Source organism: Enterobacter sp. 22499 (assembly GCF_052044815.1).
Classification (GTDB): domain Bacteria; phylum Pseudomonadota; class Gammaproteobacteria; order Enterobacterales; family Enterobacteriaceae; genus Enterobacter; species Enterobacter bugandensis.
Window position 1 is genome coordinate 252,933 of the sequence record NZ_JBQENR010000003.1, and the last position, 15,566, is coordinate 268,498.

The window sequence follows — 15,566 nt, forward strand, 5'->3', positions numbered from 1 at the left end:
ATCGTCAGAGCATTGTCTCTGGCGAAACGGCGTCTGAAGGAATGAGTAAACGAAGCTCCCTCTATTTACATCCGCAGCAGCGCAATCACATCCACCGACTTGCATCTGGGGTTCTGTGGCGAAGTGAACTCCCTACGTGGCTGCTGATCGTCATTATCTATACCGGCTGGTTTTCCACCCTAACATTCTGGCAAACGCTCGGCCTGCTTCCCGCCACGCTGCTGCTTATCTGGTTTACCGCCTGGTACATGTCCCTGCAGCACGAGCTGATCCACGGGCATCCCACCCGTTTTGCCCGGCTTAACCAGCTGTTTGGCACGCTCCCGCTGGCGGTCTGGTATCCGTATGGCCTGTACCGGGATTCCCATCTGGCCCACCATCGGTACGATAGCCTGACCGATCCGGTGGATGACCCGGAGTCGTATTATTTTACCGAGGCGAGCTGGGCGCGCTTTTCCCCGTGGCAGAAGTGCCTGATCCGGGCCCGGAATACCTTTGCCGGGCGGCTTCTGCTGGCGCCGCTGTTGGATATCGTCCAGACGCTGGGCAGCGCCGGGGCGGCGTTTCGTGATTTTCACCTGCGGGCGATGACGATGTGGCTGGTTCACGTTCTGCTGCTGGCGGCACTTTTCGCGTGGATGGTGCATCACGGCTTTTCGCCCGTCTGGTTTGTGCTGGCGGTGAGCTATCCGGCGCTGGCGCTGACCAAGGTCCGCTCGTTCTACGAACATCGGGCGGCAGACGATCCGCTCGCGCGCTCGGTGATTAACGAGGCCGGGCTAGTCTGGCGGGTGCTGTTTTTGAATCTCAACTACCATTCTATTCATCACGATTTACCGGGCGTTCCCTGGTACGGGTTGCCGACGATCTACCGGCAAAACCGGGAGGCGTACCGGCAGCGTAACCACGGCTTTGTGGTCCGGGGCTACGGTGAATGGCTACGCCAGTTCTGGACCCGGCCAGTGGAGGTCACCGTCCATCCCGGAAAACAACAGGAGGAGAGGTATGAGTAACCTGCTGGCGTTTCCCATGTACGCCGTGGATCGCGGCGATACCCGCGCGCTCTGGCTGGCGGTGCAGCATCTGCTGGCCGCGCGTGGCGTGCCCGTCGGTGGTGCTCCCGGCTGGCCGGAGTCTGACCTGATGGCCCACTGGCAGCAGCCTGAGCTTATCCTCAGCCAGACATGCGGCTACCCGCTGGTGACGCAGCTCCCGGAGGTACAGGTGGTGGGCTGTTTTCACTACACCGCCGCGGGCTGCGAAGGATTCCAGTACCGCAGTTTTCTGGTAGTGCGCGAGGAGGATAGGCATCTCACGCTGGCGGATTTTCGCGGACGTCGGGCGGTTTGTAATTCGGAAGACTCGCAGTCCGGCTATAACGCGCTGCGAAAAAAGGTGGCTCCCCTGATTGTTGACGGACCATTTTTTTCACAAACGTCCTTCAGCGGTAGCCACCGTCAGTCGCTGATTGACGTGCAGCGCGGGAAGAGCGATATCGCCGCCATCGACTGCGTGACCTGGGCGCTGCTGGAGCGTCATGAGCCGGAACGGCTTGCGGGGCTGGCGGCGTTCGATCGAACGCCGCTGACGCCAGGGCTGCCATTAATCACGTCGCGACGCACGTCCCCCGAAACGCTCAGCGCCATTCGCGATGCGCTGCGCGAGCTGGTGAGTGCGCCGGAATACCGGGAGGTCTGCGCCGCAGTGCTGATCGGCGGTTTTAGCGTGGTGTCGCGGCAGGCTTACGCCTCCTTGTCCGCGTGATAAATCGCCTGCGCGTCGGTAAAACAGCGCAGCGCCAGCGAAGAGACGGGTTTCTGCCTGCGCATAATCAGGCCGATGGGAGCCTCAATGTTCGCGTCGGCGATGGGGACAATCCTGAAAGTGCCGTTCAGGGCTTCCAGCCCGTTATTCAGCGGCATCACGGCGCAGCATACGCCGCTCTGAACCGCCTGAATGATCTGGAACGTAGAGTCGCTCTCAAAAACGGCCGTCGGTTCGATGCCAGCAGCTTTAAAGCTGGCCTCCATATGCGCCCGGTAGTGCATCCCTTTGGTCAGGAACCCCAGCGGAAAATCCGTCAGGTCGTGCCAGGTCAGCGTCTCCGGGGTAAGCTGGAAATGACGGGTGTCGTGGAGCAGCCCCATCTTCGTTTTGGGAAGCTGAATAATGTCAAACAGGCTGGTGTCGATGCTGTTCAGGTAGCAAATCCCCAGCTCAAGCTGATTGCGGTTGACGCCGTCGGCAATCTGCGCCGAAGACATAGAGTAGAGGCTGTAGGTCAGCTCCGGGTACTTTTGCGTCAGCAGGCGGATAAAGATCATCGGATCCACGCTCGCCAGCGGCACCATCCCCAGACGTAATTCTCCCACTACCTGGCCTTTACACAGCGCGGCTTCCGCCTGCAATCCGTCGTGTGCGGCAAGAAGCGCGCGCGCCCATGCGAGAATGCGCTCTCCCTCCGGCGTAAACCCTTCAAAGCGCTGCCCGCGCACGATCAGCACCAGCCCCAGCTCCTCTTCCAGGCTGCGGATGCGCATGGAGAGGGTCGGCTGGGTGATGTTGCACCGCAATGCCGCTTTACCAAAGTGGCGGGTCTCGTCGAGCGCGAGTAAATATTTTAACTGTTTTATGTCCATCACTCTTCTCTGCGCGTAAAGCCTTACAGCATGCGGATCTCTTTCGAGCGCAGGGTAATGCGAACCGGAACCGATTTATACGACGGCGTACCGCTGTCCTTATCGAGATAATCGAGCGGCACCAGCACGTTGGCCTCCGGGTAATACGCGCCGACGGAGCCCGGGGCGATGTTGTACGCCACCACCGTAATATCTTCCAGCCGCTGTGCGCTGCCGGGGAGGGCGGTTTCGATATCCACGCGATCGCCGTGTTCCAGCCCTGACTGCGCCATATCTTCTTCGTTCATAAACAGCACGTCGCGGCGGCCAAATACGCCACGGTAGCGATCGTCCAGGGCGTAAATGGTGGTGTTGTACTGATCGTGGCTGCGCAGCGTGATCAGGCGCAGCACATGCTCGCCTTCACCGCTGGCGTTTTCCTGTACGCCGTCGAAAACCGAGAACATCGCTTTGCCCGTTGCGGTCGGCCAGATACGCTGTGTCGGAGGCAGCGGCATGCGGAAGCCGCCGGGAACACGGATCCGCGCATTGTAGTTCTCAAAGCCCGGAATGGTCTGCTCGATCAAATCGCGGATGCGGTCGTAATCCTCGACCAGCGTCAGCCAGTCCACGCGTGTTTCCGGCAGGGTAGCCTTTGCGAGGCCAGCGACGATGGCAGGCTCCGAACGGAGCAACGGCGAGGCGGGTTTCAGCTTGCCGGAGGAAGCATGCACCATCGACATGGAGTCTTCGACGGTGATGGACTGACGGCCGGTGGCCTGCATATCCAGCTCCGTGCGGCCGAGACACGGGAAAATAAAGGTCTCTTTGCCCACCAGCAGATGGGTACGGTTCAGCTTGGTCCCGACGTGCACGCTCAGATCCAGGTTACCCATCGCCGGGAAACCGTTCTCGTGGTCGGGCATCGCGACGGCAAAGTTACCGCCGAGGCAAATGAGCGCTTTTGCGCGACCGTCGATCATGGCCTGCGTCGCCTGCACCGCATCGTGTCCGTGACGGGAAGGGGGCTCAAAGCCAAACACCTCTTTCAGGCGGTTCAGGAAGGCCGGGGCAGGCTTCTCGCTAATCCCGACGGTCCGGTTCCCCTGAACGTTAGAGTGGCCACGCAGGGGGCAGATCCCCGCGCCGGGCTTGCCGATATTCCCGCGCAGAAGCAGCAGGTCAGCAATCAGGCGGACGTTCGCCGTGCCTTTATTGTGCTGGGTAATCCCCATTCCGTAAGTAATGATGGTGGCGTTTGATTTGGCATAGGCCTCGGCCACCTTTTTGAGCGCCGCCTGGCTGAGCCCCGACTCGCGCTCAATGTCGTCCCAGCGGGTCTGCGCGATATCGGCGGCAAAATCTTCAATACCCCGGGTGTGTTCTGCAATAAACGCGCGGTCGAGCACGTCACCGCGTTCGGCCTCCATCTCCAGAAGGTGTTTAGCAATGCCTTTCAGCGCGGCGGCATCGCCCCCGGCCTTCACCTGGAAGTAGGTCGAGGCGATGTCCGTAGAGCTATAGGTGGCCATTTCAATCACGCTTTGCGGGTCGGCAAAACGTTCGAGGGCGCGTTCGCGCAGCGGGTTGAAAACGATAATCGGCACATTGCGACGCGCCAGCTCGTGCAGGGTACCCATCATTCGCGGATGGTTGGTGCCGGGGTTGTGACCGATGGAGATCACCAGCTCAGTCTTGTCGAAATCGTCCAGCGAGACAGTGCCTTTCCCAATTCCGATGGAGCGCGGCAAGCCGACGCTGGTGGCCTCGTGACACATATTCGAGCAGTCCGGGAAATTATTGGTGCCGTACTCGCGGGCGAACAGCTGGAACAGATACGCCGCTTCGTTAGAGGCGCGCCCGGAAGTATAGAACTCGACCTGGTCCGGTTCGAGCCCGCGCAATATTTCCCCGATGCGTTGAAACGCCTCGTCCCAGTCGACGGGCCGGAAGGTATCGCTGGCCCGGTCATAGCGCAGGGGATGCGTCAGACGACCGTAACCTTCCAGCTCAAAGTCCGATTTAGCCAGCAGCGAGGAGACGCTGTTTTCCGCCAGAAAATCGGGCGTCACGCGCTTACTGGTCGCTTCCCAGGTCACCGCTTTCGCGCCGTTCTCGCAGAACTGGAATGTCGACTTGTGCTCTTTATCGGGCCACGCGCAGCCGGGGCAGTCAAAACCGTCCGGCTGGTTGGTGCGCAGCAGCGTCGCGGGAGCGTCCAGGGTATCCATTTGGGTACGTACCGCAATGGCCGTCGCCTTCAACGCGCCCCAGCCGCCGGCAGGACCATCGTAGTGTCTGATACCGGGAACTGAGCGTCTTTTCGTGTTCATACTGACTCCTGACGTGTTTGGTCGCGCAACGGCTGGGTAATAAGCAAAAGCAATGACTGGCTGAGATGGAAATCCACGCGGTCGAGTTACGGCTCTTGCCTGTAATTATCTTTATAACAATGAGTTAAGAATGTTGGCATGCAACTATTTAAAGAAATTATAACGAAATTTTATCATTTTAATAATAAATTGTATCTATCATCCGGTAGGCAGGATAGATAGCGTCGAGAGGGAAAGCATGTAGCGCAGGTAAAATTTCGAATGAAAGAGACGGTCGCTCAAAAGTGGAAACATGGCGGATGACAGGCGCTGTAGCAACGTCGGTATTCGAAATAGTGACGAGAAGGTTTACTCAGGCTTAATGATTAATGGAAATGTATAATCACTTACAGGGTTATTATCACAACATGAAATATAAGTTATTTTGAGTCGTGAAATTAAAGGCGCAGTCAATAAGTTAAATAGCGATGGTGTCGTCAGGTTATGCGGCAATATTAAACATACCCTGTTAGTGCAACAAATAATTCATCGTCGATATCTTCTTCTGATATCACCAAAACGCCATTTCTACTAATTATGGTAGTGGCGATAATAGCATTATTGCGTTAATGAAATCCTTTCTCTTTTGAATTTTATGCTTTAATAACAGTGTGTTATATCATTATCAGGTGTTGAAATAAGTAGATCCAGGCCATGTCGGGTTTTTTTATCAGATTAATCCTATAATGTTTCGGCTGCTTCAATTACCACCACTTACGCTGCGGTAAATATTGAATTGAAGCAAAGCTCATGTAAACTTGTTTACCGTTTGTCAAAATATGTCAGGAAGACGCTGGGCCTTATTCTGAAGGGCTCGTGCGGTAGCTATGCCTTTAAATTAGTAACACCCCGAAATTATCCTGACTATTTTAACAATAGCACCTAAGTCAAATTTCATCCCCTTATCTCCATCATCAAAATATCGCTACGGAAAAGCATATGAAAATGCGCGTACTGTTTTCACTTCTGTTTGTAATGGCGGTGGCGGGCTGTAAAGCGCCACAGAAACCGGCAATCACCGACGACACGATCGTGACCAGCCAGGTCAACGGTGTCACCCTGACCCACCGTCACGCCGTGGTGCCGCCAACGGAATTCACCCAGCTCAACGAGCCTTATCGTGCCATGTACCCTGCCTCCCTGATGAGCCGTCCTGATTTTGGCGGAAAGGTTATCCGTACGCTGGAAACCGGAAAAACCTATGTAGTGCTTGGGCAGGTTGAACACTACTGGATGGCGCTCGCCGATGAGGGGAACGACCAGCTGATTGGCTACGTCCCGATGCGCGCCGTTATCAAAGCCGACCAGTACGAAGCCACCGTCCGCAAACAGGCCATTCGTCCTAAGGTGCGTAAAAAAGCGACCTGCGTCGATGTGGATGGCAACAGCAAAGCCTGCAAAGACAGCGCTAACGGTACCTGGATCCTGAACTAAACGGCTTTCGTGGGCGTATTTTTATGAATAATAAAAAGTTTCATCGGCTGTGGTTAGTCTTTTACGCGGCGATTTTCGCCCTTGTCAGTGGTTGTACGTCGTCTTCACACAGCGACCCTTCCCGCTACAATCTGCAGTTTCAGGCTCATCCACAAATCAATGATTCTGCGCCACTTAAAGTCCGGGTGCTGTTGTTGAAATCCGATGCGGATTTCATGTCCAGCGACTTCTATTCCCTGCAGAACAACGCGTCAGCAACGCTTGGCGCGAATCTGCTGAACAGCGACGTTTTCTTCCTGATGCCGGGACAGCTGTCCAAAACCCTCAGCGGTCAGAGCGATCCTGAGGCGCGTTATATCGGCGTGATGGCGGAATATCAGAAGCTGGACGGTAAAAAATGGCGCGTTTCACTCCCGCTGCCTGTGCCAGGCGAAAATCATATCTACCAGTTCTGGAAATGGTCCGCGGATGAACTCCAGGCCAACGTTTTTCTCGACGTAAACGGCATTCGGGTCATCAGCCAGTAACGCGCTTCACAACAGGAAACACATCATCATGACCAAAGCAGAAAAGGTCGTCTGGACCGAAGGCATGTTCCTGCGTCCACACCATTTTCAGCGGACTGAAAGTTATCTGCTCAACCATGTTCGTGAGTGGGGTGCGCTGCAGCGTTCCTATCTCTGGGGCTTTCTCGACGTAGAACTGGACGAAGCGATGCTTCGCCAGGGCTGTATTGCCCTGAGCTACTGCAGCGGGTTACTGCCGGACGGCACCTTTTTCCAGGTCCGCAACGGACGCAATGGTCCCGCGCCGCTAAAAATTCCTGACAATCTCACCAACGAAAAGGTGGTGCTCGCGCTGCCGGTTCGTCGTGGCGAGCGGGAAGAGGTGATTTTCAGCGAAGAGCCCGCCTCGCTGGCCCGCTTCGTCGCGTTTGAGCAGGAGGTGGAGGACGATAACGCCATGTCGGTGGGGGATGCCACCGTCCAGTTTGGCCGCCTGCGCCTGACGCTGATGCTGGAAAAAGACCTCACGGCAGAATGGACATCCATCGGCGTGGCGTTTGTGACTGAAAAACGCAACGACAACCACGTGCGGCTGGATAACAGCTACATCCCGCCGATGCTGAACGCCAATAACAGCCCGCAGATCTACAGCATGATCAACGATCTGCACGGTTTGCTGGTGCAGCGCAGCCAGCAGATTGGCGGCCGCCTGCGTCAGCCTGGCCGCTTTAACACCTCTGAACTGATTGAATTTACGCTGCTTTCGCTCGTGAACTGTCATCTGGGCGAGGTTTCACATTTAAAAACGCTGCCGCTGCTGCACCCGGAAACGCTCTGGCGCAGCTGGCTGCCGTTTGCCACCGAGCTCACGACCTGGACGTCGCAGCGCACCACCGAGAGCGTGCTGCCGATCTACGATCACGACGATCTGGCGAACTGCTTCAGCAAGCTGATGCTGATGCTGCGCCAGGGGCTGTCGCTGGTGATGGAAGACCACGCCATTCAGCTGCCGCTTAACGAGCGCTCGCATGGCCTGAACATCGCCACTGTTCCTGAAACCAGCATGGTGCGCGAATTTGGCTTCGTGCTGGCGGTGAAAGCCAACGTGCCGGGCGAACACCTGCAAACCCATTTCCCGGCGCAGATGAAAATTGCCCCGGTCTCGAAAATTCGCGATCTGGTTCAGCTGCAGCTGCCGGGCATTATGCTGCGCGCCATGCCGGTCGCGCCGCCGCAGATCCCGTGGCATGCCGGCTACAGCTACTTCGAGCTGGAGAAGGGTAGCGAGCTGTGGCACGAGATGGATAAGTCCGGCGCATTCGCCCTGCACCTTGCAGGGGAGTTCCCGGGGCTGGATATGGAGTTTTGGGCCATCCGTAGCCCGACAGAATAATAAAGCGAGCGCTTAATATGCAGGAACGACAGGATAGCGGCAGTGATGCCGCGTTTACCGGAGCCAGTAGCAACAATCAGCTGGTGGCGGCCGCCAATCCGCTGCTCAACGCGATTCCGCAGATCCGTCATTCGGTATCACATGACGATCAGGTGGCGTTACGCCAGCGCCTGATCGATGAGATTCGCCGTTTTGAAGTCCGCTGCCAGCAGGCGGGGCTGCCCTACGAAGTGATCGTCGGGGCGCGCTACTGCCTGTGCACGGCGCTGGACGAGGCCGCCGCGCTGACTCCCTGGGGCAGCAGCGGCGTCTGGTCCAGCAATGGCCTGCTGGTAACGTTCCATAACGAAACCTGGGGCGGCGAAAAGTTCTTCCAGCTGCTGGCGCGCCTGTCGCAGAACCCGCGCGAGCATATCCTGCTGCTGGAGATGATCAACTACTGCCTGCTGCTCGGCTTCGAGGGGCGCTATCGGGTGCTGGACAATGGCCGCACCCAGCTTGAAACCATCAAGCAGCGGCTGTGGCAAATGATCCGCGGCGTGCGCGGCAGCTATCCGCCGCCGCTTTCTCCCCATCCGGAAGATCGTCCGGTGCTGCGCAAGCTCTGGCGGCCGATGGTTCCCCTGTGGGCCTGCGTGGCGCTGGCCGGGTTTATCGCCTGCCTGTTTTATATCGTGCTTAACTGGCGCCTTGGCGACAACACCAACCCGGTGCTGGCGAAGATTTATCAGTCCCAGCTGCCGGAAACCACCATCCAGCAGCCGGCGCGTCAGCTGCCCGCGGTGCTTAACCTGCGCGGCTTCCTGAAGCCTGAAATTGAGGCGGGCCTGGTGGCGGTAAAAGACCAGGCAGATCGCAGCGTCGTGATCCTGAAGGGCGACGGGCTGTTTGCCTCCGCCTCGACCGTCGTGCGCGACCGCTATGAACCGGTCATCAACCGCATTGCGCAGGCGATGAACAACGTCAGCGGCAAAATTCTGGTGGTGGGCTACAGCGATAACGTGCCGATCCGCAGTGCGCGCTTTGCCTCTAACTACGAGCTCTCACTGGAACGCGCGCGCTCCGTACAGAAAATGCTGCAGGGAAGCCTCTCTCAGCCTGGCCGCGTGAAGGCGGAAGGGCGGGGCGAGATTAACCCGGTGGCGCCGAACACGACGCCGGAAAACCGCGCCCGTAACCGCCGTGTGGAAATTACTCTGCTGGTGTCGCCTGAAAACACCCAGGCCGAGCTGAACGGATTGCCGCAAGGAAACTAAGGATGCTGACTACACTTCTTTCCATTCTGACCAACCGCATTCTGTGGAGCTTCCTCGGCGTAACGGCGCTGGCGGCGGTGATCTGGATGATTGGCCCTCTGCTGTCCATCGTGGACACCCGACCGCTCGAATCCGAACAGAACCGCATCATCAGTATCGCCGTGGTCTACCTGCTGTGGGCGCAGGGCCATATTCTGCCGCGCCTTTATAACGCCTGGTTGAACCGCAAGCTGATGGACAAGCTCAACGAGAACACCACCAGCCCGGAGGCGGCGGATCCGCAGCAGCGCCTGAACAGTGAGGAGCAGATCCTCGCCAGCCGTTTTGATGAAGCCGCGCAGATGCTTAAAAAAGCGCACTTCAGCAAAGCGGGCCAGGGCGCTCAGTGGACCCAGCGCTTCAGCACGCAATATCTCTATCAACTGCCGTGGTACGTCATTATCGGCGCGCCGGGCTCCGGTAAAACCACGGCGCTGGTGAACTCCGGGCTGCAGTTCCCGCTGGCCGACCGTTTTGGTAAGACCGCGCTGCGCGGTATTGGCGGCACGCGCAACTGCGACTGGTGGTTCACCAACGAGGCCGTGCTGCTGGACACCGCGGGTCGCTATACCACCCAGGAGAGCGAGCAGGCACAGGATGCCGGTGAGTGGCTGCAGTTCATGGGGCTACTGCGCAAGTACCGTCGCCGCCAGCCGATCAACGGCGTCATCGTCACGATCAGCATTTCGGACCTGCTGACCCAGTCTCCCGAGGCGTCCCGCCAGCAGGCGGTGAACCTGCGCCAGCGCCTGTCCGAGCTGCATGAACAGCTGGGTATCCGCTTCCCGGTGTACGTGATGGTGACCAAGGCCGACCTGCTTAAAGGCTTCCGCGCCTGGTTTGCCGACTACGATAAAGCGCAGCGCGACCAGATCTGGGGCTTCACGCTGCCGTGGGAGCAGACCAAACACGCCGATTACGACCTGATGGGCAACTTCCAGCAGGAATTTTCTCTGTTACAGCAGCGTCTTGATGCCGGGCTGCCGGAAACCATGCTCAAAGAGCATGACGCGAAAACCCGCGCCGAAGCGTATCTCTTCCCGCAGGAGTTCGCCGCGCTGCGTCCGCTGCTGGCGGACTACCTGAGCACGGTCTTTGCGCGCTCCAACTTCGAAACTGAGTTCTCCCCGCGCGGGATCTACTTCGCCAGCGGGACGCAGGAAGGCATGCCGTTTGACCGCGTAATGGGCGAACTGAACCGCGCGCTCTCCCTGCCGGAAGGGGCAGAGCGCGATAACTGGGATTCGGTCAGTAAAGAAGCCCCAATCCCGGGCGCGAAGGGCCAGAGTTTCTTCATCAAGAACCTGCTGCAAAACGTTATTTTCCAGGAAGCCGGGATCGCCGGGGAAAACCGCTGGTGGGAACTGCGCAACCGGGCGGTGATCTGGTCCGGCTACGTGGCGCTGCTGGCCCTGCTGGCGATCCTCGGCGGGCTGTGGCTGACCAGCTATGCTAAAAACAAGGCCTATCTGGAAGAGGTGGATGCGAAGGTGCCGCTGCTGGACCAGCAGAGCAAAGCGTTGCAGAACCAGCCGCAGCGTGACCTGTTCGATCTGCTGCCGTTGCTGAATGGCCTGGTGGACCTGCCGAAAAGCGACGCGTTTGATGTCAACGATCCGCCAGTCTCCCGCCGCATGGGGCTTTACCGTGGGGATGACGTCAGCGATGCTTCGCAGTCCCTGTATCAGAAGGCGCTGGATCAGCTGCTGTTGCCCGCCGTTGCTATGCACATCACCACCTGGCTGCGCAACGATAACGGCAGCGACGTGGAGTACAGCTACGAGGCGCTGAAAGCCTATCAGATGCTCTATCAGCCGAAGCACTACGACGGCAAATTCCTGCACTCCTGGGTGATGCTCAACCTGCAGCGCAACCTGCCGCAAAACGTCACGAAGGCGCAACTGCAGCAGCTCGAATGGCACCTCACCCAGCTGCTGGAGCCGAAAATTCAGGCCTCGCCGTACGCGCAGGACGAATCCCTGGTGGCGCGTGAAAGAGCGCTGATCAACCAGCAGCCGCTTTCAACCCGCGTCTACGGTCGCCTGAAGCGCCTGCTGGAACATGACGACAACCTCAAACCGGTCTCCCTTTCCGACCTGGGCGGGCCACAGAGCGAGCTGGTGTTTTCCCGTAAAAGCGGTAAGCCGGTGAGCGAAGGGGTGCCGGGTCTTTATACGCCGGACGGTTACTGGAAAAGCTTTAACAGCCAGATTGACAGCGTAACGACCGCTCTGCATGAAGACGACGCCTGGGTGCTGGGCGCCGCGACCGCGCAGGAAGATAAACAGCAGATCGATAACGCCGTACGCCAGCTCTACATGCGCGACTTTATCGCGAACTGGGATCGCTTTCTCGCCGACATCCAGCTTAACAACAGCGCCGATCTCTCCCAGCGCATCAACACTGCGCGCCTGCTCTCTGGCGCAAACTCGCCCCTGCGCCGTCTGGTGCAGAACCTGAGCCAGGTGCTGACGCTCTCCCGGGATACCCCGGCACCGGAAGATGCCGGTAAAGCGCAGGCGCAGAGCAACCGCGCCACCCGCACGCTGGAAGCGCTGTTCAGCAATAATGACAATGCCCCGACGCAGGCTGCCGCGATTACTCAGGCGCCGGAGCAGCTGGTGACGGACCACTACGCGCCGATGATTGAGCTGGCCCAGCCGCTGGAAAAGGGTGGCAAGACCATCGTGTTTGACGATTTTCTCAAGCAGGTGGATGAGCTTTATCGTTACCTGACCGCCGTGCAGGACGCCGCCAACAGCGGTATGCCGGCGCCGGGCGGCGAGGCGATCAGCCGTCTGCAGGCCAGCGCCGGTCGACTGCCGGGCGGATTGCAAACCATGTTCAGCAACATGGCGGTGGGGGCCAGTAGCGATACCCAGCGCCGCGATCTGGAAAACGTGCGTAAGCGGATCAACGTTGAAGTCGGCGGTTTCTGCCGTCAGGCGATCGCCGGTCGCTACCCGCTGGTGCGCAGCGCCAGCACTGAGGTCACTCCGGACGATCTCGCCCGCATGTTCGCGCCGGGCACCGGGCTGATGGATACCTTCTTTCGCGACAACCTGACCAGCAAAGTGGATACGACGCAGGCAAACTGGCGCTTTATGCCGGGTATCGACGGTAAAACCCTGCCGGGCAGCGAAGGGCTGCTGAGACCGTTCCAGCAGGCCCAGTCGATTCGCGACGCCTTCTTTGCTAACGGCGCAACCACGCCGTCTTTCAAGGTGACGGTTCGCACCGTGCGAATGGATAACACCATTCTGAACCTGACGCTGGATGTCGACGGCCAGCTGCTGCGTTACAGCCACGGTCCGCAGGCGGTGCAGATCATGAACTGGCCGGGGCCGGGCGGCACCAACCAGGTCCGTATGCAGCTGGGTCTGGCTAACGGCAGCACCGCGACGCTTGTGACCAACGGCTCCTGGGCGCTCAACCGCTTTTTTGACAAAGCGAGCACCAGCCCGGGCGCGGGAAGCCTGAGCCGTCAGGCCACCTTCAACGTCGACGGACATCAGGTCACGCTGGAGTTTGCGCCGAACAGCATCCGCAACCCGTTCCAGCTTCCCCGTTTTTCATGCCCATAACCGCAAGGACAGCCGTATGACGAATACCCCTGCGATGAACCGCTACAGCTGGTATGGCAAATTACCCAGCGCCGGAGATTTCCTGCAGCGTCGCTTTCCTGACACCTTACAGCGCCAGTGGTCGCACTGGTTTCAGGTTGGCCTGCTGGCCTGGCAGCAGGAAGAGCAGCGCAGCGGCGAGCGCCAGTTCACCAAAGCTCCGGTCTGGAATTTCGTCGTCCCGCCGATGCTGGGCAGCCAAATGATCCAGATGGGCTGCCTGCTGCCCGGCCGCGACAGCGTTGGCCGACAGTACCCGGTCTGCATTCAGCTGAGCTTCGCCCCGTCAGAGTGGTCGACCAGCCTGCTCAGCCAGGCGGAGAGCTGGTATCAGCAAATTGGTCGTCTGGGGCTGCACGCGGTGCGTAACAGCTTTTCCGCCTCGCAGCTGGATGAGATGCTGATGTCCATTCCGGCGCCGCAGCCCGTCGAGCCGCAGAAGCGCTCTGACATCCTCGACGTCATTGGCTACGACGAGGACGGCCAAAGCACGCTGGGCTGGCCGCAGGCGGCAGAGTGCTTTGACCCGCTGCGTCAGACCAGCTACTGGTGGACCAACCGCTGCGACGGTTACCCGCTGTACACCCACGTTCACAGCGGCAACTTCACCGGGCAGCTTTTTACCCTGCTGTTCGACCCGGCAGGGGGCGCCCGCCCGGGGCGTCACGGTCTCTATCCGCCTATGTTTGAATAAGCAGGGATCTCATGAATATCGAAGAATTTCTCGCGCCAATAAGTCCCGACAAGCCCTGTGGCGACAATCTGGAATATGACGCTGACTTCCAGGCGATGAACCAGGCCAGTCAGGGCAAAGCGGAACAGCAGTTTGGCGACACCATCATCCCGGCAGAGCCTGCGGACTGGAACACGGTAGAAAAATTCGCTACCAGCCTGCTGAGCCGCACCAAAGATCTTCGCGTGATGCTGGCGTTAACCCACGCCTGGACCCGCCGTCGCGGTCTTGCGGGCTACGCGGACGGGCTGTTGCTGGTGCAGGAGGCTATCGCGCGCTACTGGGAGCCGCTCTATCCGCTGCTGGAAGAGTATGGCGAAACCGACCCGTTCTATCGCATTAACGCTCTGGCAGGGCTGAGCGATAAATCCGAGCTCACCGTCGCGGTACGTAACGCCTCGCTGCTGCGTTCAAACGGCGATGAAATTTCGCTGCGTGACGCCCAGGCGCTGCTGGACGGCAGTAAAACCGAGTGTCCGGACTATCCCGGCGGTCGCCCGAGGCTGATTGACGAACTGGCGCGCGGCGACCAGCCGGGGACCGCAGCGGTTATTGTGATTAACGAACGGCTGCTGGCCATCCGCGAGTTGCTCACCGGGCATCTCGGTGAAAGCGGCGTACCGGAAATGGAACAGCTGCTGAAAACCGTGGGGCTGGTCGCCAGCGCCTGTCAGGTGACCGACATCAGCAAGCTGCTGCCGAACCGTGAAGCGCAGGCTGAACAGCACGCTGAGCCGCAGCCTGCGGCAGCGCAGCCCGTTCAGCCGGTCACCGACTGGCGCAGCGTGCAGGTTACCAGCCGCGCCGACGCGCAGCTAATGCTGGAAAAAGCGAAGCAGTATTTCGCGCAGTACGAACCGAGCCACCCCGCGCCGCTGATGATTGAACGGGTGCAGCGGCTGTCAGAACTTAACTTTATGGACATTATTCGCGACCTGGCGCCAGACGGCGTTAACCAACTGGAAAACATCTTTGGACGCCGCGAATGACGCGTCCTGGCATTATGACGACAGGCATGGAGTCTGCCGTTTCACCTTCACCGCGCATCTTTGATGGAGAACATCATGGCAATGAGTAACAGTGGACAGAAATTCATCGCACGCAACCGTGCTCCCCGCGTGCAGATCGAATACGACGTAGAGATCTACGGTGCAGAACGCAAAATTCAGCTGCCGTTTGTGATGGGCGTTATGGCCGATCTGGTTGGCAAGCCGGTGGAAAACCTGCCAGCCGTCGACGAGCGTAAATTCCTGGAAATCGACATCGATAACTTCGATGAACGCATGAAGGCGCTGAAGCCGCGCGTGGCGTTCCAGGTAGATAACACCCTGACCGGCGAAGGTAAGCTCAACGTCGATCTGACCTTCGACAGCATGGACGACTTCCTGCCGGACGCGGTGGCCCGCAAAGTTGAGCCGCTGAACAAGCTGCTGGAGGCGCGCACGCAGCTCTCTAACCTGCTGACCTACATGGACGGCAAAAACGGTGCGGAAGAGCTGATCGCAAAAATTCTCCAGGATCCGACGCTGCTCAAATCCCTGAGCCAGTTGCCGAAAAATGACGAAAGTGCGAAAGGTAGCGAGGAATAATCG

Annotated in this window: 12 protein-coding genes; 10 read left to right on the forward strand and 2 right to left on the reverse strand. The window is 58.8% G+C overall.

Annotated features, from left to right (window positions below; translation table 11 throughout):
• Nucleotides 1–41 precede the first annotated feature (41 nt).
• Both ACTJI7_RS12415 and ACTJI7_RS12420 read left to right on the forward strand, forming a co-directional pair.
• A complete protein-coding gene (locus tag ACTJI7_RS12415; RefSeq protein WP_136485527.1) occupies nt 42–1,013 on the forward strand; it encodes a fatty acid desaturase in 972 nt (323 codons plus the stop codon).
• Nucleotides 1,006–1,764: a phosphate/phosphite/phosphonate ABC transporter substrate-binding protein gene (locus tag ACTJI7_RS12420; protein ID WP_136485529.1), complete on the forward strand. Its 759-nt coding sequence runs from the start codon at nt 1,006–1,008 to the stop codon at nt 1,762–1,764. The genes ACTJI7_RS12415 and ACTJI7_RS12420 overlap by 8 nt, the downstream gene beginning before the upstream one ends.
• Here ACTJI7_RS12420 and ACTJI7_RS12425 read toward each other — a convergent pair.
• Nucleotides 1,743–2,639 carry a LysR family transcriptional regulator gene (locus ACTJI7_RS12425; protein WP_136485531.1) on the reverse strand — a complete coding sequence of 299 codons (897 nt, stop codon included), beginning with the start codon at nt 2,637–2,639 and terminating at the stop codon, nt 1,743–1,745. The genes ACTJI7_RS12420 and ACTJI7_RS12425 overlap by 22 nt on opposite strands.
• A gap of 23 nt (nt 2,640–2,662) precedes the next feature.
• Nucleotides 2,663–4,951, reverse strand: coding sequence for an FdhF/YdeP family oxidoreductase (locus tag ACTJI7_RS12430; protein ID WP_048960693.1), 2,289 nt, complete (start codon nt 4,949–4,951; stop codon nt 2,663–2,665).
• Nucleotides 4,952–5,929: 978 nt separating this feature from the next.
• Here ACTJI7_RS12430 and ACTJI7_RS12435 point away from each other — a divergent pair.
• From ACTJI7_RS12435 to tssB, 8 genes are all read left to right on the forward strand, one after another.
• A complete protein-coding gene (locus tag ACTJI7_RS12435; RefSeq protein ID WP_028013496.1) occupies nt 5,930–6,424 on the forward strand; it encodes a hypothetical protein in 495 nt (164 codons plus the stop codon).
• Nucleotides 6,425–6,447: 23 nt separating this feature from the next.
• Nucleotides 6,448–6,951 (forward strand): type VI secretion system lipoprotein TssJ, encoded by a 504-nt coding sequence (gene tssJ / locus ACTJI7_RS12440; RefSeq protein ID WP_028013495.1) that lies wholly within the window; start codon nt 6,448–6,450, stop codon nt 6,949–6,951.
• 28 nt (nt 6,952–6,979) lie between these two features.
• Complete coding sequence (gene tssK / locus ACTJI7_RS12445; RefSeq protein WP_440670298.1) at nt 6,980–8,323, forward strand: type VI secretion system baseplate subunit TssK; 1,344 nt, start codon at nt 6,980–6,982, stop codon at nt 8,321–8,323.
• Nucleotides 8,324–8,340: 17 nt separating this feature from the next.
• Nucleotides 8,341–9,579 (forward strand): DotU family type VI secretion system protein, encoded by a 1,239-nt coding sequence (locus tag ACTJI7_RS12450; RefSeq protein ID WP_028013493.1) that lies wholly within the window; start codon nt 8,341–8,343, stop codon nt 9,577–9,579.
• Between the two features lie 2 nt (nt 9,580–9,581).
• Nucleotides 9,582–13,202: a type VI secretion system membrane subunit TssM gene (gene tssM / locus ACTJI7_RS12455; protein ID WP_232948565.1), complete on the forward strand. Its 3,621-nt coding sequence runs from the start codon at nt 9,582–9,584 to the stop codon at nt 13,200–13,202.
• A 16-nt stretch (nt 13,203–13,218) separates the two neighbouring features.
• Entirely contained in the window at nt 13,219–13,935 is a 717-nt protein-coding gene (gene tagF / locus ACTJI7_RS12460; protein WP_028013492.1) for a type VI secretion system-associated protein TagF, read from the forward strand.
• Nucleotides 13,936–13,946: 11 nt separating this feature from the next.
• Nucleotides 13,947–14,963, forward strand: a complete 1,017-nt coding sequence (tssA, locus tag ACTJI7_RS12465; protein ID WP_048956570.1) for a type VI secretion system protein TssA — start codon at nt 13,947–13,949, stop codon at nt 14,961–14,963.
• 75 nt (nt 14,964–15,038) lie between these two features.
• Nucleotides 15,039–15,563 (forward strand): type VI secretion system contractile sheath small subunit, encoded by a 525-nt coding sequence (gene tssB / locus ACTJI7_RS12470; RefSeq protein ID WP_008502644.1) that lies wholly within the window; start codon nt 15,039–15,041, stop codon nt 15,561–15,563.
• The last annotated feature ends 3 nt before the right edge of the window (nt 15,564–15,566 follow it).